We start from the raw sequence: 23,435 nt of genomic DNA, 5'->3' as shown, positions 1-23,435 counted from the left end.
ACCCTAGAGGTCACGCCGGCCTGCATCCATCGGTCCTGGTCACCGGTCCGGCCGCCGTCCTAGCGTGACCGGCATGGCCTCCCGTCCCGTGCGCATCGCGAACGTCTCCGGCTACCTCGGCGACCGGTACACCGCCGTCGACGAGGCGATGGCCGGTGACCCGGTGGACGTCCTGATGGGCGACTACCTCGCCGAGATCACCCTCGCCGCGCTCGCCGCCGCCGCCGGGCGCGGCGGCCCCGGCTACGTCGCCTACGCCCTGGACCAGCTCACCCCGCACCTGCCCGAGATCGCCCGGCGCGGGATCCGGGTCGTCACCAACGCGGGCGGGTTCGACCCGGCCGGGATGGCGCAGGAGCTGCGCGGCCGGATCGCGGCGGCCGGGCTGCCGCTGCGGGTCGCGCACGTCGCCGGGGACGGGGTGTTCGACCGGCTCGCCGACTTCCACACCGACGGCCACGGGCTGGAGCATCTCGACACCGGCGCCCCGCTCAAGGACTGGGGGTTCGCCCCGATCGCCGCGAACGCCTACCTCGGCGGCTTCGGGATCGCCGCGGCGCTGGCCGCCGGCGCCGACGTCGTCGTGACCGGGCGGGTCACCGACGCCTCGCTCACCGCCGGCCCGGCCGCCTGGTGGCACGGCTGGGGCCCCGACGAGTTCGACGCGCTGGCCGGCGCGGTCACCGCCGGGCACGTCATCGAGTGCGGCGCGCACGCCACCGGCGGCAACTTCTCCGGGTTCCGGTCGGTGCCCGGCATGCTGCGCCCCGGCTTCCCGATCGCCGAGGTCGCCGCCGACGGCTCCTCGGTGATCACCAAGCACGCCCGCGACGGCGGCACCGTCACCGTGGACACCGTCACCGCGCAGCTGCTCTACGAGATCCAGGGCCCCCGCTACCTGAACCCCGACGTCACCGTGCACCTCGACACCGTGCGGCTGAGCCGGGAGGGCCCGGACCGGGTCGCGATCGGCCCCGTCACCGGGTCCCCGCCGCCGCCCACGGCGAAGGTCGCGGTGTTCGCCCCGATCGGCTACGAGATCTCCACGATGCTGTTCTGCACCGCCCCGGACGTCGAGGGCAAGGTGGAGCTGCTGCGCACCCAGCTGCGTGCCGCGCTGGAGGGGCACGTCGACTCCCTCGAGGTCACCCCGCTCGGCGTCGCCGCGGTCGACCCGCCGACCCAGTGGGCGGCGACCGTCCCGATCCGGGTGATCGCGACCGCCCGCGAGAAGGAACCGCTGCTCCGGTTCGCACCGGCCGTCGGGTCGCTGTACCTGCAGGGCTTCCCCGGCTTCCACCACGACGGGCACGCGCCACGGGCGTCGCAGCCGTGGCCGCGGATCGAGTACTGGCCCGCGCTGCTGGAGTCCGCGCTGCTCGACCACCACGCCGTCCTCGACGACGGCGGCCGGGTCGAGGTCCCGCGCGCCACCCGGACCGCCACCCCGGAGGAGACCGCGCAGCCGGTGCACCCGGAGCCGGACCTGCCCGCACCGACCGGCCCGCGCGCCGAGCTGGGCGAGTACGCGTGGGCCCGGGCGGGGGACAAGGGCGGCAACGCCAGCGTGGGCGTCTGGTGCCGCGACCCCGCGCACTGGGAGTGGCTGCGTGCCACCCTGACCACCGAGCGGGCTGCCGCGCTGCTCCCCGAGGCACAGGGCCGCATCGTCCGCCACGAGTTCCCGCACCTGCGCGCGGTGCACCTGGTGCTCGTCGGGCTGCTCGGTTCGGGCGGCTCGGCCAACCTGCGCGTGGACCAGATCGGCAAGTCCGTGGGCGAGTACCTGCGGGCCCGGCACGTGGAAGGACCCACCGCATGAGCACCACCGGCGCCACGACCGGCGACGCCACCGCCGAGCGCATCCTCGCGAACGTCGCGTCCCCCGCCACCGACGACGCCTTCGACCCCGGCGCGGCCCTCGACGGGCTGCTGGGCTGCGTCGGGATGAGCGGCGCCGACGCCGGCGGGCGGGTCGGTTTCGTCGGCGCCGACCCGGTCGTGCCCAGCGCGCTGCGCCTCGGCGGCGGTGCGGCCGTCGCGCTCGCCGCGAAGTCGGTCGGGATGGCCGCGATGCACCGCGACCGCGGCGGCGACGGCCAGGACGTCACCGTCGACGTGCGCCGCGCCCCGCACCGGCTCTGCCCGTTCTACGACCGCCGCTGGGAGCTGGTGAACGGCCATCCCGCCGCCAGCCCGGCGATCACCTCGCAGGCGCTCGGGTTCTCCTTCCACCGCACCCGCGACGACCGCTGGGTGATGCCGCTCAACCCGTACCCGGCACTGCGGGCCCGGGCCGAGACCTTCCTCGGGGTGCCCGAGAGCGGCGTCGCCGACGCGGTCGCCCGGTGGGACGCCGCCGAGCTGGAGGCGGCCGCGAGCGACGCCGGCATCGTCATGCCGATGGCCCGCACCCCCGCCGAGTGGCTCGCGACCGAGCAGCACGCGGCGCTGGCCGGCACCCCGCCGATCACCCTGCGCCGCATCGGCGACGCCCCGCCCGAGCCGTTCCCGCAGCGCCGCCGCGCCGACCTGCCGCTGGACGGGCTGCGCGCGCTCGGGATGGGCCACGTCATCGCCGGCGCCGGGACCGGCCGGGCACTGGCCCTGCACGGCGCGGACGTGCTCAACATCTGGCGCCCCACGGAGTTCGAGCACGACAGCACCTACGTCACCGCGAACGTCGGCGTCCGGTCCGCCACAGTGGACCCGCACGCCGCCGACGGCGCCGCGCTGCTGCGCGGGCTGCTCGCCGACGCCGACGTGTTCTACGCCAACCGCCGCCCCGGCTACCTGGACCGGCTCGGGCTGTCCGCCGAGGAGGCCGCCGCGGTGCGGCCCGGCATCGTGCACGCCTCGAACACCCTGCACGGGCCGGTCGGGCCGTGGGCGCACCGCGTCGGGTTCGACCAGTCCGCGGGCACCCTGGTCGGGATGATGACCCTGGAGGGCGGCTCGGCCACCGACCCGACGGTGGCGCCCCGGCTCTCACCGATCCTGGTCGTCAACGACTACATCGTGTCCTGGCTGACCGCCGCCGGGGTCGCGGCGGCACTGCGCCGCCGCGCGGTGGAGGGTGGTTCCTGGGCGGTGGAGGTGTCGCTGGCCCGGGCCGCGCTCTGGATGCTGGAGCTCGGTGTCCTCGACCTCGGCTACGCCCGCGAGGTCGCGGGCACCGGCGAGCGCCACGCCTACCCCGCCCCGGAGACGTTCACCGCGCAGACCCCGCTGGGGCACTACCAGGGGGTGACCGACCAGGTCACGATGAGCGCGACGCCGGGGGAGTACCGCACGGTGCTCGTCCCGCGCGGCTCCGGACGCCCGGAGTGGCTGGAGCGCTGAACCGGGCGCCCGGCCGTCGGGATCCCGGGCCCGCCGTTCAGCGGTCGCGGCGCGGCGGCGGCTCCACCCGGGGGATCGGGCGGGTCACGTCGGCGTCGTCCACGGTCCGGTCCAGGGCGCGGTGCGCGCCCGGGTCCGCGACGGGGCCCGGGACGCGGTCCATGACCCGGGTCGCGGCCCGGTCAGGGGCGCGCTCGGGGGTGTCCTCCGGGGCGGCCGGCGCCGCCGACCCGTCCACCCGCCGCTCGACGGCCATGATCGCCAGGACGACCGCGGCGCCGGCCGCGGCCGGCAGCAGCATCCACCACCAGCCCGGGTCGGGCGCCAGGACACCGCGGGCGTCGTCCTGCCAGGGCCACAGCGCCCGCAGCGCCCCCAGCAGCACCCCGGTCATGATCACCATCAGGGTGCGGCGGTGGTGCTCCAGCAGCCAGGTCAGCACCGACACGAAGCTCGCGAGCCCCAGCACGGCGCCGAGCCCGAACACCGCGATGTAGGCCAGGTCGAGGTCGCGCACCGCGCGCAGGGTCGGCTCGTAGAGCCCGAACACCAGCAGCAGGAACGACCCGGAGAAGCCCGGCAGCACCAGTGCGCACACCGCGACCGCCGCGGCCAGCCCGACCAGCGGCATCGGCGGGCGGCCGTCGCCGACGGCCGGGGGGAGCGCGCTGACCGCGAACGTCGCCACGAACGCGACGACGACCAGCGCCCATTCGCGCGGCCCGCGCAGCCGCCCGGTGATCCGCAGCGGGACCGCCACCGACGCGGCGACCATCCCCAGGAACACCGCCCGGGCGCCGACGGGGTGGTCCTCGATCAGCCCCGGGAGCACCTGCGACGCCGCCAGGACCGCCAGCACCATGCCCAGTGCGACGGGCAGCAGCAGGCCCCAGTCCAGCCGTCGCAGCTCCTCGCGGGGCGCCACGTCACCGCCCGCCGCGCCCGGGAGCAGCCCCCGGGCCGCGCCGACGAGGTGGGCCCCCTGGGCGATCAGGCGCTCGTAGATCCCGACGACCAGCGCCATGGTCCCGCCGCTGACCCCCGGGATGGTCTCGACCACGCCGATCGCGACCCCACGGGCCAGATGAATACCGGACATACGCGACAACACGGGGCAGGACGGTACCGACCGGGCGACCGTCGGGAACGGACGGGTGAACTCTCGTTCGCATCACGAAGGATCGGGGCAACCGGTTGCGTGCCGATACGTCCGAGGAGACGTACACACCATGACGATCGGGGGACTGACATGGACGGGTACGTCCTGCACCGCACCGCCCGCTGGGCCGTGACCATCGCCGCCTGCGGCGCCGTGCTCGCCGGCTGCGGGGGCGGTGGAGACTGGCCGGCGGCCGCCGGGTCCGGCGGTGGCTCCGCCACCCCGAGTGCCGCCGCGCCGACGACGAGCGCCCCGGTGTCCGACGCCGGGGGCACCGGATCGGCCGGGGGAGCCGGGAACGGTGGCACCCACACCGGCACCGGGGGCGCCGAGGCGGGCGGCGACGAGCGCTGCCACACCTCCGAGCTCGCCGGCTCGGTCGCGGCCGACCCGGGCGGCGGCGCCGCGGGCTCCTCGTACGTGACGCTGACGCTGCGCAACCAGGGCGGCCGCACCTGCTACGTGCGGGGCTTCCCCGGCGTGTCCTACGTCGGCGGCGACGACGGCCACCAGATCGGCCCGGCCGCCGCGATGCAGGGCGGGCACGGCGACCCGGTGCGCCTCGCCCCCGGCGGGACCGCCGGTGCGACACTGCGGGTGGTGAACGTGCGCAACTTCGACGAGGCGGCCTGCCGCCCGACGGCCGTGCGCGGCCTGCGCGTCTACCCGCCCGGCGAGACCGACTCGCTGTTCGTCCCGATGGAGGGCACCGGCTGCGCCGCCACCCCGCCCGGGGACCAGCTGGTGATCCAGGCGTTCACCGCGCGCTGACCCGCGCCCGGGCCCGGTCCGCCGCGGACCGGGCCCGGCGGGCTCCGCGGGTGGCCGCCACGACGGTGGAGGAGGGAACCCCGCATGACCCCGCACGACCGCCCGGACGCGCCCCGCCGGCGTGGCGACGTCGCCACGCTCGGCCACCGGCTGCAGGACCTCGACGGAGCCTCGTACCGCTCCTACAAGGGCCTCACCGGCGTCTGGACGGGTGAGGACGGCTACGACCTCGAGATCCGGACGGTGCAGGCCGACCCGTTCGCGCCGCCGTCGCGGCTGCGGGTGACCGTGCCCGCCCGGACCGCGGGACTGCCGCCCGGCCTGTACCACGGCGCCGTCCGCGCGCGTGCCCTCGGCGGGTTCCTCGCCCGCGCCCTGCGCCGCGCCGTGGAGCACAGCACCCTGCGGGTCGACGCGGGCGGCCAGGAGGTGCTCGACCGCAGCGCGGTCCGCATCCGGCCCGACGGCACGGTCGTCGCCGAGCTGTCGGTCCCGCTGCCCGGCCGTGGGCGCCGGATCGACGGCCGGGCCGCGGCCGCCGCGCTGACGGTCGTGCTGCCCCGCGCGGTGCTCGGGGCGCTGCGCTGGGAGACCGCCGACACCGCCGCGGCCGAGGAGTTCGTGGAGACCGTCGAGGACGCGGGTGCCCTGCGCGACGCGCTGGCCGGTCGTGGCCTGGTCGGGTTCGTCGCCGACGGCGCGGTGCTGCCGCGGGCCTCCGGTGTCGACGACCGGCCGCTGGCCGGCGGGGTGCCGTTCGTCTCCCCGCCGGAGCTGCGGGTGACCCTGGACGTCCCGCACCGCGGCACGGTGACCGGGATGGGCGTCCCCGAGGGGGTCACGCTGATCGTCGGCGGCGGCTACCACGGCAAGTCCACGCTGCTGCGCGCGCTGGAGAGTGGCGTGTACGACCACGTCCCCGGCGACGGCCGTGAGCTCGTCGTCGCCCGTGCCGACACGGTGTCGGTGCGCGCCGAGGACGAGCGCTCGGTGCAGCGCGTCGACGTGTCGGCCTTCGTCACCGGCCTGCCGTCGGGTGATCCCACCGACGACTTCTCGACGGAGTCGGCGTCCGGGTCGACCTCCCAGGCCGCCGCCACGGTCGAGGCGCTGGAGGCCGGTGCCGGCGTGCTGCTGATCGACGAGGACACCGCCGCCACCAACGCCATGATCCGCGACGACCGGATGCGCGCGCTGATCCCGGCCGAGCCGCTGGTCCCGTTCGTCGAGCGGGTCCGGCCGCTGCACCGCGGGCACGGGGTGTCCACCGTGCTCGTCATGGGCGGGTCGGGGGAGTACCTCGACCGCGCCGACACGGTGGTCCTGCTGCAGGACTACGCCGCCTCCGAGGTCACCGGGCGGGCCCGGGAGATCGCCGGGCGGGCGGACGAGGCGGGCGACACGGCGTTCCCGGCGTTCGCGCGCCGCGAGTTCGACCCCCGCAGCGTGGACGCCTCGGTGCGCGGCCGGCGCCGGGTCACCGCCCGTGGCCGCGGCCGGCTCACCTTCGGCGCCGACGACATCGACCTGTCCGCGATCGCCCAGCTCGCCGACCCCGGCCAGACCACCGGCGTCGGGTACGCCCTGGCCGCCCTCGACCTGCGCGGGGTCACCCTCGCCCACGCCCTGGACCGGCTGGAGGAGGCGGTGCGCCGCGAGGGGCCCGACGCGATCACCCGGGGCGCTCCCGTGGACGTCGCGGTGCCGCGCCGGCACGAGGTCGCGGCCGCCCTGAACCGCCTGCGACCGGCGCGTGTGACCCACCTCCACAGAAACGGTCAGATCTGACTGTTACAGTGCGCTCCGAGCACGTGCACCGACGCACCGTCACCGGAGGACCCCATGACCCAGCCTGCCCAGCGGGACCTGAACGGCCGCACCATCGTCATGTCCGGCGGCAGCCGTGGCATCGGCCTCGCGATCCTGCTCGCGGCCGCCCGCCGCGGCGCCAACTCCGTCATCCTGGCCAAGACCGACCAGCCCGACCCGCGGCTGCCCGGCACCGTGCACACCGCGGTCGCCGAGATCGAGCAGGCCGGCGGCAAGGCCGTCGCCGTCGTCGGCGACGTGCGGGTCGAGGAGGACGTGGACCGCGCCGTCGCGACCGCCGTCGAGACCTTCGGCGGCGTCGACATCGTCGTCAACAACGCCAGTGCGCTGAACATGAGCGGCACCGCCGACGTCACGCCCAAGCGCTACGACCTCATGCAGTCGATCAACTCGCGCGGCACCTACCTGCTGACCCGGGCCGCGCTGGACCACCTGAAGGCCTCCGACGACGCGCAGGTCCTCACCCTGTCCCCGCCGATCAACCTCGACCCGAAGTGGCTCGGGGAGTTCCCGCCCTACATGCTCTCCAAGTACGGCATGTCGCTGCTGACCCTGGGCTGGGCGCACGAGTTCGCCGGCGACGGCATCCGGGCCAACTGCCTGTGGCCGCGCACCACCATCGCCACCGCGGCCGTGGTCAACCTGCTCGGCGGCGACGACGCCGGCAGGCGGGCCCGCACCCCGGAGATCATGGCCGACGCCGCCGTGGCCGTCCTGACCGACCCGGCCCGCCCCACCGGGCAGACTTTCATCGACGACGAGGTGCTCGCCGCGCACGGCGTCACCGACCTCGCCCCGTACGGCGACTCCGAGCACAACGACATCGACTTCTTCATCGAGGGCACCGACCCGGCCGACCTCCCGAAGCACTAGTGCCCCGACGGTGACCGGTTGACCCCATCGGGTGATGCCCGGAACCGGCGGGCCCGGGTGCGCGACCCCTCACGACGGCGCGGGCACCCGTCCCGCCACCCCGGACCGACGACGAGGAGCACCCGAGTGCGACACATCGCCACCTTCTGCGGCAGCTGCAACTGCGGATGCCCCGAGCTGTACGTCGACGACGCCGCCGCGCCGGAGAAGCGCATCGTGGTCACCGACGACTTCGGCCAGCGCGTGCAGATGAGCGTGGACCAGTTCGCCGACCTGGTCGCCTCGGCCCGCAACGGCCTGCTGGACGAGCTCGTCGCGAGCTGAGCCGCTACGCGGTCGCGGGGCCGCCGGGGACCTCCCCGGCGGCCCCGTCGTCGTTCCGGGGCCGGTCACCGGCCCCGGCGAGGCTCCCCGCGAGGTCGATCAGCTCCTCGCGCAGCGGCGCCGCCCGCTCGGCGAACCCGGCCTGGGCGCGGGCGTACTCGGCACGCCCGGCGGGCGTCTCGATCGGCACCGGGTCGAACCCGTGCCCGGACAGGTCGTAGGGGGAGGCCCGCATGTCCAGCTCGCGCACGTCCGCGGCCAGGGCGAAGCAGTCGGCCACGACCTCCGACGGCACCGCAGGGGCGAGCTTGTAGGCCCACTTGTAGAGGTCCATCGTCGCGTGCAGACAGCCCGGCTGCTCCATCTCGACCTGCCGCTCCCGGGTCGGGACGAGCTCGTTGCGCGGGGCCGCGGCATCGGTGAAGAACCGGTAGGCGTCGTAGTGGGTGCAGCTGATCCGCGCCGACTCGACGACGGCGTCGGTGCCCGCCCGCCCGAGGCGCAGCGGCACCGTGTCGCGGTGCCGGGCGTCGTCGGTGCGGTAGACCATCGCCCACTCGTGCAGGCCGAAGCAGCCCAGCCGCGGCGCCCGGGAGCGGGTCGCGGTGAGCAGCCGGTGCACGAACGCCGCCGTCGTCCGCAGCCGCGCCGGCGCCGCCGCGGGGTCGAACAGCACCGTGCCGTCGGGCCGGGTGACGTGACCGGGGCGGTCGGCGAGCTCCGCGGCGTCGGCCAGCGCCACTCCGGGACCCGGGTCCCAGCGCTCCAGCTGGGCGGGGCGGTGGGAGTAGTAGGTGAACAGGAAGTCCCACACCGGGTGCGGCTCGCCGCGCCGTCGCCGCTCGCGGTGCGGCGCGGTCCACACCGCGACCCGATCCCGGTGCGCCGCCGCCCGCGCCCGCCACGCGGCGCCGTCGAGGACGGGCACGGCGGTGGTGGGGGCGGAGGGCGTGGGCACGGTGTCCGACGGTACGACCCGCCCGGGTCAGGCCGGGGTGCCGGGGGCGTGGGTGGCGTCGCGGACGCTGCCGACGAACGCCTCGGTGAGGTCCTCCATGGTGACCATGCCGACGGTGGTGTCGTGCCCGTCGACGGCGCGGGCCAGGTGTGCCCGGGCCGCCCGCAGCGTCGCCAGCGCCTCGTCCAGGCGGGCCGAGGCCGGGACCGAGGGCAGGCTGCGCACCCGCTGCGGCGGGATCGTCGCCGACTCGGAGTCGGCGAGGTCCAGCACGTCCTTGACGTGCAGGTACCCGGTGAGCCTGCCCTGGGCGCCGCGGATCGGGAAGCGGGAGTACCCGGTCCGCTCCACGGCCTCGGTGAGCGCGGCGACCGTCGTCGACCCGCCGGGGCCCGCGTCGAGGCAGACCAGGTCCTCCAGCGCGACGACGACGTCGGAGACGGTCGCCTCCGCCGAGGACAGGGTCCGCTCGATCCGGGAGCTCTCGGAGTCGTCGAGCAGGCCCTCCCGGCGTGAGTCGCCCAGCATCTCGGCGAGCTCGCCGGTGGTGAACGCGGTCTCCAGCTCGTCGCGCGGGGTCACCCCGACCAGGCGCAGGGTGCCGTTGGCCATCGCGTTGAACAGGTCGATGAACGGGCGGGTGACCCGGGTCCACACCAGGAACGGCGGGACCAGCAGGATCGCCGCGCGTTCGGGGCCCGCGATCGAGATGTTCTTCGGCACCATCTCGCCGAGCATCATGTGCGCGACGACGACGATCATCAGCGACACCGCGAACGCGACCGGGTAGGCGAACGCCTCCGGCACCCCGACGGCGGCGAGCGGCCCGTCGATGAGGTGCGCGACGGCGGGCTCGCCGAGCCGGCCGAGCAGCAGCGAGGCGATGGTGATGCCCAGTTGGGAGGCCGCGAGCATCCGGGACAGGTCGTGCGAGGCGTCGAGCACCCGCCGCGCCCCGGCGGATCCGCCGTCGGCCATGGCCTCCAGGCGGTCCTTCCGGGCGGAGATCAGTGCGAACTCCGCGGCGACGAAGAACGCGTTCACCCCGAGCAGGGCGACGGCGGCGAGCAGTGCGATCAGGTCGTTCACGCCGACACCGCCCCGTGCGCTGCGGTGCGGCCGGCCGCGCGGTCGGTGGTGCGGCCCACCCGGACCTCGGCGACCCGGTTGCGGTCGCGGCGCAGGACCTCGAGGGTCCACCCGTCGACCTCGACGGCGTCGCCGACGTCGGGGATGCGGCCCAGCCGGGCCACGACCAGCCCGGCGAGGGTCTCGTACTCCCCGTGCGGCATCCGGAAGCCGGTGGCCTCGTCGACCTCGTCGTCGCGCATGAGCCCGGACAGTGCCCAGACCCCGTCGCCGAGGCGGCGCACCCGGTTCTGCTCGCCGCGGTCGTGCTCGTCGCGGACGTCGCCGACGATCTCCTCCACCAGGTCCTCCATGGTCACCAGGCCCGCGGTGCCGCCGTACTCGTCGACGACGACGGCGGTCTGCAGCCCGGCCGCCCGCAGCCGGGTCATGAGCTCGTCACCGTCCAGCGACGACGGCACGGTCTCGACCGGCCGGGCCAGGTCCCGCACGGCGGTGTCGGCGCGGCGGGCCGGCGGGACCGAGAACGCCTGCTTGACGTGCACCAGCCCCAGGGGGACGTCGGGGTCGCCGTCCACGACCGGGAACCGGGAGAACCCGGACCGGCGGGCCAGGGCCACCAGGTCGGTCACGGTGTCGGTGGCGTCGATGGTCTCCACCCGCACGCGCGGGGTCATCAGGTCCTCGGCGACGCGGTCGGTGAAGCGCAGCGAGCGCTCCAGCAGCACCGCGGTGCCCGGGTCGATGCTGCCGCTCTCGGCGCTGGCCCGGACCAGCGAGCTCAGCTCGCCGGGGGAGCGGGCCGAGCGCAGCTCCTCGGCCGGCTCGATGCCCAACCGGCGCACGATCGCGTTGGCCGCGGTGTTCAGGCCGGTGATGAGCCAGCGGAACGCCGCGGCGAACCCGGCCTGCAGCCAGACCACCGAGCGCGCCACCTCCATCGGGTGGGCGATCGCGAGGTTCTTCGGGACCAGCTCGCCGAACACCATCGACAGCACCGTCGCCAGGACCAGCGACAGCACGGTGGCGGTGCCCGAGGCGATCCCGGCGGGCAGCCCGACGGCCTCCAGCACCGGCCGGATCAGCTCGGCGACGGCGGGCTCGGCGATGTAGCCGGTGGCCAGGGTGGTGGCGGTGATGCCGAGCTGGCAGCCCGACAGCTGGAACGACAGGCCGGCGTGCGCCCGCTGCACCGAGCGGGTCCGCCGGTCGTCGCTGCGGGCGACGGCGGCGTCGATGCGGCTGCGCTCGAGCGCGGTGAGGGAGAACTCCGAGGCGACGGAGACGGCGGTTCCCAGGGTGAGCGCGACGACCGCGAGCAGCCCGAGACAGGAGAGCAGGACGGACACGGAGTTCAGGGCCTCCATCAGGGAGAAACGGTGCACGACGATACGGCGGCCGTGCCCGGCCCGCCCGACGGGAGCTGCGAGTGATCTCACGGCGTCCCGACGGTGATCCGGGCCGTGACCGGGGTCTAGGTTGGTCAGCCATGACCACGGCGACGTCGCCCTCCGCACCGCTCCCCGCGCCACCGGGCCCCCCGGACGGCCGTCGGGGGCCGGTGGCCGGGGCCCCGACCGCGGCGCAGCGGTGAGCGCCCCGCAGCCGACGCCCCCGTCGGAGCGCGCGACCCCCGCGGCCGCGGCGCCCCCGCAGTACGGCGGCCGGCGCAGCTCCGGGCTGGCCCGGGGGAGCGCCTCACCGTTCGTGGACTTCGACCGCCGCTCCTGGGCACAGCTCGCGTCCTCGACCACGGTGCCGCTGTCGGCCCAGGAGCTCGAGCAGCTGCGCAGCTACGGCGACTTCGTCGACCTCGACGAGGTCCGCGAGGTCTACCTGCCGCTGTCGCGGTTGCTGAACCTGCACGTCGAGGAGGGCGGGCGGCTCTACCGGGCCTACCGGCGCTTCCTCGGCTCGGGCGGGGCCCGCACCCCGTTCGTGATCGGGATCGCGGGCTCGGTCGCGGTCGGCAAGTCGACCACCGCGCGGCTGCTGCGCCTGCTGCTGGCCCGCTCCCCGGAGCACCCCGACGTGCAGCTGGTCACCACCGACGGGTTCCTCTACCCCAACGCCGAGCTGCAGGCCCGCGGGCTGATGGAGCGCAAGGGCTTCCCGGAGTCCTACGACCGCCGCAAGCTGCTGCGGTTCGTCTCCGAGATCAAGGGGGGCCGCCCCGAGGTGAGCGCCCCGGTCTACTCGCACCTGGTCTACGACATCGTGCCCGACTCCCAGCTCGTGGTCCGCAGCCCCGACATCCTCATCGTCGAGGGCCTCAACGTGCTCCAGCCCGCGGTCGCGGGTGCGCTGACCGTGTCGGACTTCATCGACTTCTCGGTCTACGTCGACGCCGCCACGGCCGACGTCCGCCGCTGGTACGTGGAGCGGTTCCTGCGGCTGCGCGAGACCGCGTTCCGGGACCCGCAGTCGTTCTTCCGCCGCTACGCCGAGCTCGACCACGACGCGGCCGTGGCCCGGGCCGAGCACATCTGGGCGACGATCAACCAGCCCAACCTGGAGCAGAACGTGCTGCCCACCCGCTCACGGGCCAGCGCGGTGCTGACCAAGGGGCCGAACCACGACGTCACGCGGGTGCGGCTGCGCAAGCTCTGACCAGCGCCGGGACCAGGGCGTCGGCGGCCTCGCCGACCCGGGCCGCGGAGCAGGTCTCGTCGGTGACGTGCGCCAGCTCGGGGTCGCCGGGCCCGTACACCAGCACCGCCGGGTCCCCGAGCGCCCCGACGAGCACCGACGCGTCGGTGAAGTAGGACGCGTACGCCGCCGGCCCGCCGTACCCGAGCGCCGTCGCGGCCGCGGCCGCCCGCGGGTCGGCCGGGTCGGTCGCGACGGCGGGCAGGTCCAGGCGGACCTCGACCTCCGGGACGCCGCGGTGGGGGGTGGCGGCCAGCACGGCGCGGGCGATCCCGGCGACCTCGTCGCGGGCGGTGGCGGCGTCCAGGCCGGGGACCAGGCGCAGGTCGACCTCCAGCTCGGCGCGGTCGGGCACCAGGTTGGGCTGCAGTCCGGCGTGCAGCGTCCCGGGGTTGGCCGTGGCGGCGCCGTGCGTGGCGCTGACGGGCCAGGTGTGGTCGTGCAGCGCCGCCGCGACCCGGCCGAGCGCGACGAGTGCGTTGTCGCCCAGCTCGGGGCGCGACCCGTGGGCGCCGACCCCGTGCTGCACCAGTCGCAGCCACAGCACGCCCTTGTGGCCGTGCAGCACCCGGTTGGCGGTCGGCTCGGCCACCACCAGCAGCGGTGAGGGCTCCAGGCCGGTGAGCAGGCGGGCGCCGTCGCCGCCGGTCTCCTCGCCGAAGGTGAACACCAGCTGCAGCGGGGTGGCCGGGTCGCTGCGCAGCGCCGCGACGACGAGCGCCGCGACCCCGGCCTTCATGTCGGTGCTGCCGCGCCCGCGCAGCCGCCCGTCGACGACGTCACCGGCGTGCGGGTCGAACGACCAGCCCGCCGGGTCGGCGGGGACGGTGTCGAGATGCCCGGTGAGGGTCACCGGCGGGCGGCCGTCGCCGCGGCGCGCCACCAGGTTCGCCCGCGCCGGGTCGGTCGGGTCGGGCTCGGTGCGCACGGTGAAGCCGCCGTCCTCGAGCAGGCCGGCGAGCAGGTCGGCGGCCGCGCGCTCCCCGCCGCCCCGGGTGTCGAGGGCGATCAGCGAGCCGGCGAGGGCGACGGGGTCGGGGGTCTCCATCTCCGCGACCCTTCCACGACCCCGCCGCCTCCGAGGGCCGATGCCATTGCTCATCACTTCTTTGGCAGAATGGGGCGATGAGTGAGGGATCGGGCAGCGAGTCCGGCGGCTCCGGCGGCACCGTGGTGTCGAGCCGCTTCGAGACGAGCGACGACGAGGTGGCCTCCCGGCTGCGGCTGGCCGTGGGACGGCTGAACCGCCGGATCCGCATCGACGGCTCCGAGTCGCTGCCGCCGCTGCAGCTGTCGACCCTGGTCACCGTCGAGCAGCACGGCCCGCTGCGCCTGTCGGAGCTGGCCCGCCGGGAGGGCGTGACCGCACCGACGATGTCCCGGGTGCTGTCCGCGCTGGACGACCAGGGCATGGTCGAGCGTGCCCCGGACCCGGGCGACGCCCGCGGCGTGCTCATCTCGATCTCCGCCGACGGGCTCGACCGGCTGCGGGAGGTCCGCAGCCAGCGCACCGCGCTGGTCGCCCGCCGCCTCGACCGGCTCGACGCCGCCCAGCGCGCCGCGTTGGAGGCCGCGCTGCCCGCGATCGAGGCGCTGATCGTCGCCGACGAGGACTGAGCGCCGCCGGGTCCCCTCAGGCCTCGGCGCCGTCGACGCTGACCACGACCCGGGAGCCGTCGTCCCGGCTGCCGCCCGCGACGGACCGCAGCCCCGCGACCCGCGCCGACTCCGGCAGCGGGTCGGGGTAGTGCCAGAACAGGTCGGCCAGCCGGGTCCCGCCGGGCAGGTCGGCGTGCTCGTAGTGCGCCTCGCCCTTGTAGGGGCAGCGGGTGCGCAGCCCGCTCGGCGTGGTCGGGACGGCGACGTCGGCGGCGGGCAGGTACCAGCGGTTCGGCAGCCCGGTCTCCGACAGCACCCACGGGTGCTCCGAGCGGGCCAGCACCGTCTCGACGCCGTCGGTCGCGACGTGGGTGACCACGACCTCGCGGTGGGTCGGGCGCACGTCGACCCGGGTGTAGGGGTCGGTGAGGTGGGCGAAGACCTGCTCGTCCTCGTCGTACCAGGCGTCGGCGGCGTTCCAGTACACCGCGGCGAGCCCGCGCAGCCAGGGGGCGGCCGCGACGGGCTCGGGGTAGTGCCAGACGGCGTTCTCGGCGGTCCGGTCGCCCACGACGAGCGACCGGTAGGACGCGTCGCCCTTGAACGGGCAGTGCGTGGTGTGGTCGGTGGCGACCAGCACGTCCTGGTCGAGGTCGGCCTCGGGGACGTAGAGCACGGGCAGCAGGTTCGACTCGTGGAGGAGGAACCCGCCGCGGGTGTCGAGCACGGTGCGCCCGGCGAACTCCGCCCGCACCCGCCTCGGGAACGGATGCATGAGCAGCTTGTGCGGCGGGCCGTCGATCGCGTAGTTCACCGTGGTCGGCGCGTACGGCGACAGCGGGCCGTCGGTGCGGGTCAGTCCCATGTGGCCTCACCTCGTGGGTGGTCGTGCGGGTCGGTACCCACACAACCACCCACGGGGAGAACCTGCCACGGGGCTACAGCGAGAGCTGCACGTCGTAGTCGCCGATCCAGGTGTTGAGGTCGATGATGCGCTCCAGCTGCATCCGGCGGCCCATCGAGTTGGCCTCGTGCCCCCCGCCCTCGTCGAGCCGGCGCCGCACCGCCGCCCGGTCCACCAGCGGCGCGACGGGCGCGTCGTCGCCCTGCCCGACGATCTCGGCGACCTGGTCGCGCAGCGACTTCTCGTAGGAGTCGTCCTGGGTGGAGGGGTAGGGGCTCTTGACCCGCTGCACCACCGACTCGGGCAGCAGGTCGGAGGTGGCGTGGCGCAGCAGCGACTTCTCGCGCCCGTCGAAGGTCTTGTGCGCCCACGGTGTGCCGAAGACGTACTCGACGAGTCGGTGGTCGCAGAACGGGACCCGCACCTCGAGCCCGACGGCCATGCTCATCCGGTCCTTGCGGTCCAGCAGCACCGGCAGCCAGCGGGTCAGGTAGAGGTAGCAGATCTCGCGCATCCGGCGCTCGTGCGGGTCGTCGGCGGCCGGGCCGGTCAGCTCCGGCACCTCGGCGAGCGCGGCCCGGTACTGGTCGTCGAGGTAGCCGGGGACGTCGAGCTTGTCCCACAGGGCCCGGTCGAACAGCCCGGGGTCGGACTGGTCCGCGTTCATCATCCGCCCGGCCAGCCACGGGAAGGTGTCCGCGGCGACGGTCTCCGGGTCGTGGAAGTCGCGGTAGCCGCCGAACACCTCGTCGGCGGACTCCCCGGACAGCGCGACCGTGGACTCCGTGCGGATCGCGGAGAACAGCAGGTACAGCGACGAGTCCATGTCGCCGATGCCGGCGGGCAGGTCGCGGGCGTGCACCGTGGCCCGGCGCACGGCCGGGTCCATCATGTCCTCGGTGCGCAGCACGATGTCGCGGTGCGAGGTCCCGACGTACTCGGCGACCTCGTGCACGTAGGGGGAGTCGGGGGTGCCGCGGGCGTCGTCGGCGACGAAGTTGTCGGCGTAGCCGACGAAGTCCACCGCGAAGGACCGCACGGTGCCGTCGACGTGCTTGGCGGCCAGCGCGGTGAGCGCCGAGGAGTCCAGCCCGCCCGAGAGCAGCGTGCACAGCGGGACGTCGGCGTAGAGCTGGCGCAGCGCGGTGTCCTCGAGCAGCTCGCGGACGTGGTGCACGGTGGTGTCGACGTCGTCGGTGTGCCCGGTGTCGGTGAGCTCCCAGTAGCGCTCCTCGCGGACGCCGCCGTCCCGCGAGACCCGCACGACGCAGCCGGGCGGGACCTCGCGCATGCCGCGGAACACCGCGTTGGACATGTCGGAGACGAACGCCAGCGCCCGGCGCAGGCCCTCGGCGTCGACGACCCGCTCGGCCTCGGGGTTGGCCAGGATCGCCTTGGGCTCGGAGCCGAACAGCACCCCGTGCGGGGTGGGGTAGTAGTACAGCGGCTTGATGCCCAGGCGGTCACGCACCAGCACCAGCTCGTTCGTGCCGGAGTCCCACAGGGCGTAGGCGAACATGCCGTTGAGCCGGCGGGCGACGTCCCGTGGGTCCTTCGCGCCCCACTCGCGGTGCGCCCGCAGCACGACCTCGGTGTCGCTGGAGGTCCGGAACCGGTGCCCGGCGGCGGCGAGCTGCTCGCGCAGCTCGCGGAAGTTGTAGGTCTCGCCGGAGTAGACCATGTGCAGGGCGGGGGCCCCGCCCTCGTCGAGGGTCATCGGCTGGCGGCCGCCCTCGATGTCGATGACCGCGAGCCTGCGGTGGCACAGCGCCGCCGGACCCTGGGCCCACACGCCCTGCTGGTCCGGTCCGCGGCAGGACATCGTGTCGTTCATCGCCGCGAGGGTGCGGGCGTGCTCGTCCGCCCCCAGGTCGTGTCGGTAGTCGATCCAGCCGCAGATTCCGCACACGGTTGAGCGCCTCCTCGATCTCGTGGCCCGGGCCGCGCCGCCCGGTAAGATCGATTGCAACGCTAATGATTGCGAGACGCAACACGTGAGTAACGCGACGTGGGCGCTCCGTCCGGCAACGGGCGGTTCGTCCAGCGCTTTCGACGACGGGCGTCGCTGATCACACCCGTTCGGCGGAGCATCGTTGCGTGAAGGCGCACGAACCTTTCGATCCGCTTACGTGATTGCGATCGTCAATGTTGCAGTCCGCAACGTGTGTAGCATGCGAATCATGACGGAACGTCCGATTGGCCCGATTGACGACGACGCAACCGTGGCGGCCGGCGGTCTCGCCACGGCGACCCAGGACCCGCTGCACTCGCTGGAGAAGCAGATCACGCTGCTGGTCCGCCGCACCATGGAGTCGGTGTGGTCCAACGGCTACGGCGCCAACGACGCCGTGGACCGTTACACCTACCCGGTCCTCATGCTGCTCGACGACGAGGGCGCCCTCTCGCTCACCGCGCTGACCGGCAAGCTGGGCGTCTCCAAGCCCACCGCCAGCCGCCAGGTCTCGCGCCTGTCGCGGGCCGGCCTGGTCGACGTGTCCCCGCACGAGCGCGACCCCCGCTCGGTCAGCGTCACCCTGACCCCGGCCGGCCTCGCCGCCCGGGAGCAGGTCCGCGAGGCCCGCCTGGCGCCGCTGCGCGAGGTCATCGCGCACTGGCCGACCCACGACCGCGACTCCCTGGCCGAGCTGCTCGACCGGTTCAACACCGACCTGGACCTCTTCGTGCGCTGACCCCGCTGCACCCGCCCGCGCGCGCCCCCGTGCACCCGCTGCTCCGCCGGGCCCCACCCGGGTGATGCGATAGTGGGCAGTCCGGGTGGCCGCACCCGGAGCGAGTTCGGGGGTGAGGACGGGCGTGGACGCGCTGGTGGCGCTCGTCGCCGGGGTTCTGGAGGGCATCCGCGGGCTCGGTGTGCCGGACGTGTGCCCGGGGGACTGGGCCTGGTCGGTCACCGCGCTCGGCGTGCTGACGGGGCTGCTGCCCACCGCGGGTGCGGCGCTGGTCGCGCTGCTGCGCCGGGGGATCGGCTCCGGGTCCTCGTCGGGCTACGGCTCGGCCGAGTCCGTGCTGCTGGCCGGGATCGGAGTGCTGTCGGCGGGCCTGCTCCCGCTGGCGGTGTTCGTCGGGGCGGGCGGGGTGTTCAGCCGTGCCACCGCCGGTGTGCCGGCCGTCCCCGGTCTGAGCTCGTCGGCCACCTCGTCGATCCGGGTCGAGACCTGCAGCGTCGTCGGGACCCAGAGCAGCTACCTGGGCCGCGGCACCGTGGCCGGGTCCATCGGCGGGGACGTCGTCACCTCGGTCACCTCCGTCGCCCTGCTCGGCGTCGTGCCGCTGCTCGCGACCGTGCTCGTCGCGGTCCAGGCGCGCACCGCGCTGCGTCGCGGGCCCCGCTGGCCCGCCAAGTTCTTCTGGCTCCCGCTGTTCGCGCTGATCGTGCTGACCGGCGGGGTCCCCGCGGGCACCGCCGAGCACCTGTGGGTCGGCATCCTCGCCGCGAGCCTGGCCGGGGTGCTGATCGTCCCGCTGTTCCCCGCACCGTCGCGGGCGACGGTCGAGCGGATCCGCGCCGGGCGCGACGCGCCGCCGCGCCGCGCCGAGCCGCCCGCCGCGGGACGCACCGGCACCGGGTCGTCGCGGGCCGGGCGCGGTGGCGGCGACGGGCTCGCCCCGCAGTCCGGCGCCGCCGCGACGCCCAGCGTCGCCGAGCGGCTCGCCCAGCGCTTCTCCGCCCGCGAGACCCCGGGCACCGCCGGGACCGACGGCACCCGCGGGCCGTCCTCGGTCGAGCAGTCCGCGCCCTACGCCGGGTTCGCCGCCGCGCCCCGCCCGCCGTCCGGGTACGGCGCGCCGCCGCCCGCCGGGTACGCCCCCGGCCCGACCGGGCGCCCGCCCGCCGGACCGCCGCCGTTCACCGGCCCGGCCGCGCACCCCGCCGCGGGTCCGCTGCGCGGCCCGGTGCCGGGAGCGGCCCGCGGCCCGGCCTCCGGTGCGGGACGGCCGCCGGCGGGGCCGCCGCGCCGGCCCACGCTCGTCGCACCCGTGGCGGGCGGTCCGCCGCGGGCGCCCCGGTTCCGGCTGATGCGCCGCCTCGGTGCCGGTGGTTTCGGCGGGGTCTGGCTGGCCCACGACGCCAAGCTCGGCCACACCGTCGCGGTCAAGTCCGCGCACGCCGCGGACCCGGAGACCGAGGAGCGCATCCGCCGGGAGGCCGCCGCGCTCGGCGCGCTGCGCCACCCGTGCTGCGTGCAGATCCACGACCTGCTGCACGCCTCGTCCGACCCGGGCCTGCAGGGCATGGACGGGCTGGTCATCGTCATGCAGTACGTCGACGGCATGTCCCTGGGCCAGCTCGTCGGCGAGCAGGGCCCGGTGGACGACATCTCCGCGGCCCGCATCTGGACCGGCATCGCCGGCGCCCTGCACACCGCGCACCGTGCCGGGGTGCTGCACCGCGACATCAAGCCCGGCAACATCGTCGTCGACCCGCAGGGGCACCCGCACCTGATCGACTTCGGGATCGCGCGCAAGCAGGGCGACTCCACGCTGACCCAGACCGGCTACGTCCTGGGCACGCCGGACTACCTGGCGCCGGAGGCCGCGGCCGGGAAGCCCGCCTCGCCCGCCTCCGACGCCTGGCAGCTCGCGGCGGCGGTGTCGTTCGCGCTGAGCGGGCACCCGCCGCGCGGGGAGTCCGCCGACGCCGTCGCCGGGCTGCGGGCGGCCGCGGCGGGGGCGAAGCTCACCCACCTGCCGAGCCGCACCGCACACCTGGCGCTGCTCAAGCAGGCGATGCGCACCGAGCCGCACCGGCGCCCGGACCTGCCCACGGTGCAGGGCAAGCTCGACGGCTGGCTGCGCCGCCACGGACACCGCACCGACGGCCCGGTCACCGCGATGCTGGAGTACCGCCGGGGCTGAGGGCCCGCCCACGGCGTGGCGCAGGGCCACGCCGGACCGCTCAGAGCCAGGCCTGGACGAACAGCCGCACGGCCAGGCCGAGGCCCGCGACCGCGATGCCGATCCGGACCAGGCGGGCCGGGAGACGCCGGGCCACGACCGGGCCGAGCCGGCCGCCGATGAGCAGGCCCAGGGCCAGTGCGGGCACCGCGGCCCACGCGACGTCGCCGAGGACCGCGAAGCCGACCGCGGCGACGGCGTTCGCCGCCCAGGTCAGCACGTTCTTCAGCGCGTTGGCCCGCAGCAGGGTCGCGCCCGGCAGCGACAGCGTGAGCGCCAGCATCATCACCCCGGCCGCGGCGCCGAAGTACCCGGCGTACACGGCGACGCCGAACACCCCCACCGCGACGCCCGGCCCGGGCGGTCGCGGTTCGGCCGCGGGCCGGGGCGGGCGCAGGAGCAGCAGGGCCGCGACCGCGACGAGGAACGGCACGATCCGCTCGAAGCCACCGGCCGGGGTGAGCAGCAGCAGCCCGGCCCCGGCCGCGCCGCCGAGCAGCGCCGGGCCGATCCAGCGGCGCAGCTGCGGCCCGGCGCCGCGCAGCTCCGGGCGGGACCCGGCGACCGCGCCCGCCCCCTGGAACAGCATGCAGACGGTGTTGGTGATGTTCGCCGTCGTCGCGGGGAGCCCGACGGCCAGCAGCGCGGGGTAGGAGAACAGCGACGCGAGGCCGGCGACGGCGCCGATCAGGCCGGCCGCGACGCCGGCACCGAACAGCGTGAGCAGCTGCCACGGGGTCACGGGCGGAGCACCTCGTTGTCGATGCACAGGACCCTACCCGCCGCCCGGTGAGGGGCACGACCACGTCACAATGACGCCGATCGGCGCAGCGACCTGCGTCGGAACGGGGGTCACGGTGGTGGGGCCGCGCGAGGCCGGGGTGGGTGCCGCCGTGCTGCTCCTGCTCGCCGGCTGCGCCGCCGCGGGTCCCGGCGTCCCTGCCCCGCGCCCGCCCGCCCCGGCCCCCGCGGCCGCGACGACCCCGCCCCCGGCGACCACCGCGTCCGCCCCGGCCGACGACGGCGGCCCGGCCGGTCCGTGCACCGGCGACACCCTCGACGTGTCCGCCACCGCACCCCGCACCGACGGGCCGGTCGCCGTCGCCGACCTGGTGTTCCGCAACACCGGCAGCGCCCCCTGCGTGCTCGACGGCTATCCCGGGGTCGCGTTCGTGGCGGGCAACGAGGGGACCCGCGTCGGGCCGCGGGCCGCGATCGACGGCCCCCGGGCGCGGGTGCGGCTGGCGCCGGGGGCCGCGGCGACGGCGCCGCTGCGGGTTCGGGCGACCACGTCGTACCCGGAGGCGGACTGCCTCCCCGAGCAGGCGCGCGGGCTGCGGGTCGCCCCGCCCGGGGGCAGCGGCGGGACCTTCGTGCCGCGCCCCGGCCCGGTGTGCTCCGCCGACCCGGCGCCGCCGCAGGCCACGGTGGGGTCGGTCGCCGCCCGGTAGGGATCGGCGGGGGAGCCCGGTCAGGCGGGGTCGGCGGTGTGCAGGGCGAACCACAGCTCGGCGCGGACGCCGGGGGAGTCGAGGTCGCGCTCCAGCAGCGCGGCGGCCCGGGTGATGCGGGCCCGCAGGGTGTGGCGGTGCACCCCGAGCCGGGACGCGGCCGGGTCCCACTGGCCGTGGTGGGCCAGCCACTCCCGCAGGGAGGCGACCAGGTCGCCGCGCCGCTCGGTGTCGTGGCGGACGAGCGGGGCCAGCACGGCGTCGGCGAAGGCGGTGGCGTCCTCGGGGCGCACCAGCGACGCGAGCCCGCTGCCCGCGAGGTCGGCGAAGCGCAGCACCGCCCGGTCGCGGCGTTCGGCGGCGTCGAGCGCCCGGCCCGCCTCGCGCAGTGCGCGGCCCAGCTCACCGACCGGGGCCGGCGTCGACACCCCGGCCCGCACCCCGCGCACCCGCCCGGCGACCTCCAGCACCGCGGGCACCGAGCCGGCGCCGACGAGCGCGGCCACCTGCCCGTCGAGCTCGGCGTGGAAGGCGACCCCGGGGGCCCGTTCCAGGGCGTCGAGCAGGAGGTCCGGCGGCGCACCGGTCGCCCGCCCGCCGAGCGCGACCGCGACCAGGTCCCCACCGGGCAGCGGGCCCCAGGTCTCGGCGAGCACGTCCTCGGCGCCGCAGCCCGGCAGCGTGGCCAGTGCCCGCAGCACCGCGGTCCGCACCCGGCGCTCGGCCCGCCCGGCCGCGGCGCTGCGAGCGTGGGCCAGGGTCAGCACCGACACCGCCGACCCGATGAGCTGCCGGTCGACCGGGGTGAAGCGCCGGTCCCGCCCGACGACGAGCACCGCGGGCCCCATCAGGCGCACCGGCTGCAGCACGACCTGCCCGTCCCCGACGGCGACGGTGACGCTGGACGGCCCGGGGTGGTCCCGCACCCGGTCGATCTCGGCGCGGAGCAGGACCGCGCGCCGGGCCGCCCCGGCGGGCGCGGACCGGCGGACCCGCCCGTCGGCCCCGGAGATCAGCGCCCAGGCGCCGAGACGCTCGGTGAGCCGGTCCAGCACCCGGGCGGTGCCGGTGTCCGGGTCGTCCTCGCCCAGGGCGGCGGCGGTGAGCGCCCGCTGCGCCTCGTCGGTGCGGACGACCTCGGCGTAGCGGTCGGCGGCGCGGGCCTCGGCGACGGCCTTGGTCAGCGCCAGGAACGGGGTGCGCTCGGGGATCTCCAGCAGCGCCAGCCCGGCCCGCGCGCAGGCCTCGCGCAGCGCGGGGAGCAGGTCGTCGTGTCCCAGACCACAGCCGAACCCGAGCCCGGCGAGGCCGTGCGCGACGAGCCGGTCCACGTAGCCGGCCGGGTCGGGCGCCGGTCCGAGCCCGGTGGTCAGCAGCAGTTCGTCGCCGTCGAGATAGGGCGTCGGATCGGACAGTTCGCTCGAATGCACCCACGTGAGCGGTCGATCCTGATCCGCGGACGGACACGCGAGCCGCAGTCCGAGACTGCGGCTCGCACACAGCGTGCGCAGCGTCAGCGCCATCTGGCCCCCTGCCGGATCGGCGTGTACCGGACATCGAACTGGACAG

The 23,435-nt window shown here is 76.0% G+C and carries 20 protein-coding genes; 11 read left to right on the top strand and 9 right to left on the bottom strand.

Going from position 1 to position 23,435, the window contains the following annotated elements; all coding sequences use genetic code 11:
• Positions 1-73: 73 nt before the first annotated feature.
• Positions 74-1,822 (top strand): acyclic terpene utilization AtuA family protein, encoded by a 1,749-nt coding sequence (locus KPF22_RS15735; protein ID WP_224402509.1) that lies wholly within the window; start codon positions 74-76, stop codon positions 1,820-1,822.
• Positions 1,819-3,342, top strand: a complete 1,524-nt coding sequence (locus KPF22_RS15730; RefSeq protein WP_224402508.1) for a CoA transferase — start codon at positions 1,819-1,821, stop codon at positions 3,340-3,342. The genes KPF22_RS15735 and KPF22_RS15730 overlap by 4 nt, the downstream gene beginning before the upstream one ends.
• A gap of 37 nt (positions 3,343-3,379) precedes the next feature.
• Here the strand turns inward: KPF22_RS15730 and KPF22_RS15725 are convergent, their stop codons facing one another.
• Positions 3,380-4,453: a DUF368 domain-containing protein gene (locus tag KPF22_RS15725; RefSeq protein ID WP_224402507.1), complete on the bottom strand. Its 1,074-nt coding sequence runs from the start codon at positions 4,451-4,453 to the stop codon at positions 3,380-3,382.
• Between the two features lie 138 nt (positions 4,454-4,591).
• Between KPF22_RS15725 and KPF22_RS15720 the strand changes: the two genes are divergently transcribed.
• From KPF22_RS15720 to KPF22_RS15705, 4 genes are all read left to right on the top strand, one after another.
• Positions 4,592-5,272 carry a DUF4232 domain-containing protein gene (locus KPF22_RS15720; protein WP_208820327.1) on the top strand — a complete coding sequence of 227 codons (681 nt, stop codon included), beginning with the start codon at positions 4,592-4,594 and terminating at the stop codon, positions 5,270-5,272.
• A gap of 84 nt (positions 5,273-5,356) precedes the next feature.
• Entirely contained in the window at positions 5,357-7,060 is a 1,704-nt protein-coding gene (locus KPF22_RS15715; protein WP_224402506.1) for an ABC-ATPase domain-containing protein, read from the top strand.
• Between the two features lie 54 nt (positions 7,061-7,114).
• Entirely contained in the window at positions 7,115-7,975 is an 861-nt protein-coding gene (locus KPF22_RS15710; protein ID WP_208820331.1) for an NAD(P)-dependent oxidoreductase, read from the top strand.
• Between the two features lie 126 nt (positions 7,976-8,101).
• Positions 8,102-8,299, top strand: coding sequence for a hypothetical protein (locus KPF22_RS15705; protein WP_208820333.1), 198 nt, complete (start codon positions 8,102-8,104; stop codon positions 8,297-8,299).
• A gap of 4 nt (positions 8,300-8,303) precedes the next feature.
• Here KPF22_RS15705 and KPF22_RS15700 read toward each other — a convergent pair whose 3' ends face one another.
• From KPF22_RS15700 to KPF22_RS15690, 3 genes are read right to left on the bottom strand one after another with little or no spacing between them, the layout of a single operon-like run.
• Positions 8,304-9,257, bottom strand: a complete 954-nt coding sequence (locus KPF22_RS15700; protein ID WP_374107494.1) for a 3-methyladenine DNA glycosylase — start codon at positions 9,255-9,257, stop codon at positions 8,304-8,306.
• Positions 9,258-9,284: 27 nt separating this feature from the next.
• Positions 9,285-10,346, bottom strand: a complete 1,062-nt coding sequence (locus KPF22_RS15695; RefSeq protein ID WP_224402505.1) for a hemolysin family protein — start codon at positions 10,344-10,346, stop codon at positions 9,285-9,287.
• On the bottom strand, positions 10,343-11,713 hold the full coding sequence (locus KPF22_RS15690) for a hemolysin family protein (protein WP_208820370.1): 1,371 nt from the start codon (positions 11,711-11,713) through the stop codon (positions 10,343-10,345). Before KPF22_RS15690 ends, KPF22_RS15695 begins: the two co-directional genes overlap by 4 nt.
• 313 nt (positions 11,714-12,026) lie before the next feature.
• Between KPF22_RS15690 and coaA the strand changes: the two genes are divergently transcribed.
• Complete coding sequence (gene coaA / locus KPF22_RS15685) at positions 12,027-12,956, top strand: type I pantothenate kinase (RefSeq protein WP_208820371.1); 930 nt, start codon at positions 12,027-12,029, stop codon at positions 12,954-12,956.
• Here coaA and KPF22_RS15680 read toward each other — a convergent pair.
• Positions 12,928-14,043, bottom strand: coding sequence for a M20/M25/M40 family metallo-hydrolase (locus tag KPF22_RS15680; protein WP_224402504.1), 1,116 nt, complete (start codon positions 14,041-14,043; stop codon positions 12,928-12,930). The two genes, coaA and KPF22_RS15680, sit on opposite strands and share 29 nt — an antisense overlap.
• 77 nt (positions 14,044-14,120) lie before the next feature.
• On the opposite strand from KPF22_RS15680, the gene KPF22_RS15675 reads away from it, so the two are divergent.
• Positions 14,121-14,612: a MarR family winged helix-turn-helix transcriptional regulator gene (locus tag KPF22_RS15675; RefSeq protein ID WP_208820340.1), complete on the top strand. Its 492-nt coding sequence runs from the start codon at positions 14,121-14,123 to the stop codon at positions 14,610-14,612.
• Between the two features lie 16 nt (positions 14,613-14,628).
• On the opposite strand, the gene KPF22_RS15670 is transcribed toward KPF22_RS15675, so the two are convergent.
• Together KPF22_RS15670 and asnB are read right to left on the bottom strand one after the other, a co-directional pair.
• Positions 14,629-15,459: a DUF427 domain-containing protein gene (locus KPF22_RS15670; RefSeq protein ID WP_208820343.1), complete on the bottom strand. Its 831-nt coding sequence runs from the start codon at positions 15,457-15,459 to the stop codon at positions 14,629-14,631.
• 73 nt (positions 15,460-15,532) lie between these two features.
• Positions 15,533-17,407, bottom strand: coding sequence for an asparagine synthase (glutamine-hydrolyzing) (gene asnB, locus KPF22_RS15665; protein WP_208820345.1), 1,875 nt, complete (start codon positions 17,405-17,407; stop codon positions 15,533-15,535).
• Between the two features lie 271 nt (positions 17,408-17,678).
• Between asnB and KPF22_RS15660 the strand changes: the two genes are divergently transcribed.
• Together KPF22_RS15660 and KPF22_RS15655 are read left to right on the top strand one after the other, a co-directional pair.
• The gene (locus KPF22_RS15660) at positions 17,679-18,188 is read left to right on the top strand and encodes a MarR family winged helix-turn-helix transcriptional regulator (RefSeq protein WP_208820347.1); all 510 of its coding nucleotides are present in this window, start codon (positions 17,679-17,681) and stop codon (positions 18,186-18,188) included.
• A gap of 124 nt (positions 18,189-18,312) precedes the next feature.
• Positions 18,313-20,376, top strand: coding sequence for a serine/threonine-protein kinase (locus KPF22_RS15655; RefSeq protein ID WP_208820350.1), 2,064 nt, complete (start codon positions 18,313-18,315; stop codon positions 20,374-20,376).
• Between the two features lie 40 nt (positions 20,377-20,416).
• Here KPF22_RS15655 and KPF22_RS15650 read toward each other — a convergent pair whose 3' ends face one another.
• Positions 20,417-21,157 (bottom strand): sulfite exporter TauE/SafE family protein, encoded by a 741-nt coding sequence (locus KPF22_RS15650; protein WP_224402503.1) that lies wholly within the window; start codon positions 21,155-21,157, stop codon positions 20,417-20,419.
• A 115-nt stretch (positions 21,158-21,272) separates the two neighbouring features.
• On the opposite strand from KPF22_RS15650, the gene KPF22_RS15645 reads away from it, so the two are divergent.
• Positions 21,273-21,866: a DUF4232 domain-containing protein gene (locus KPF22_RS15645; RefSeq protein ID WP_224402502.1), complete on the top strand. Its 594-nt coding sequence runs from the start codon at positions 21,273-21,275 to the stop codon at positions 21,864-21,866.
• A gap of 20 nt (positions 21,867-21,886) precedes the next feature.
• Here KPF22_RS15645 and KPF22_RS15640 read toward each other — a convergent pair whose 3' ends face one another.
• The gene (locus KPF22_RS15640; protein ID WP_208825114.1) at positions 21,887-23,389 is read right to left on the bottom strand and encodes a PucR family transcriptional regulator; all 1,503 of its coding nucleotides are present in this window, start codon (positions 23,387-23,389) and stop codon (positions 21,887-21,889) included.
• Between the last annotated feature and the right edge of the window lie 46 nt (positions 23,390-23,435).

The sequence above is a fragment of the Pseudonocardia sp. ICBG1034 genome, from assembly GCF_020131375.1.
Lineage (GTDB): Bacteria > Actinomycetota > Actinomycetes > Mycobacteriales > Pseudonocardiaceae > Pseudonocardia > Pseudonocardia alni.
Note: the sequence above shows the minus strand (reverse complement) of the source record. Positions and strands in the feature narration are given on the sequence as shown.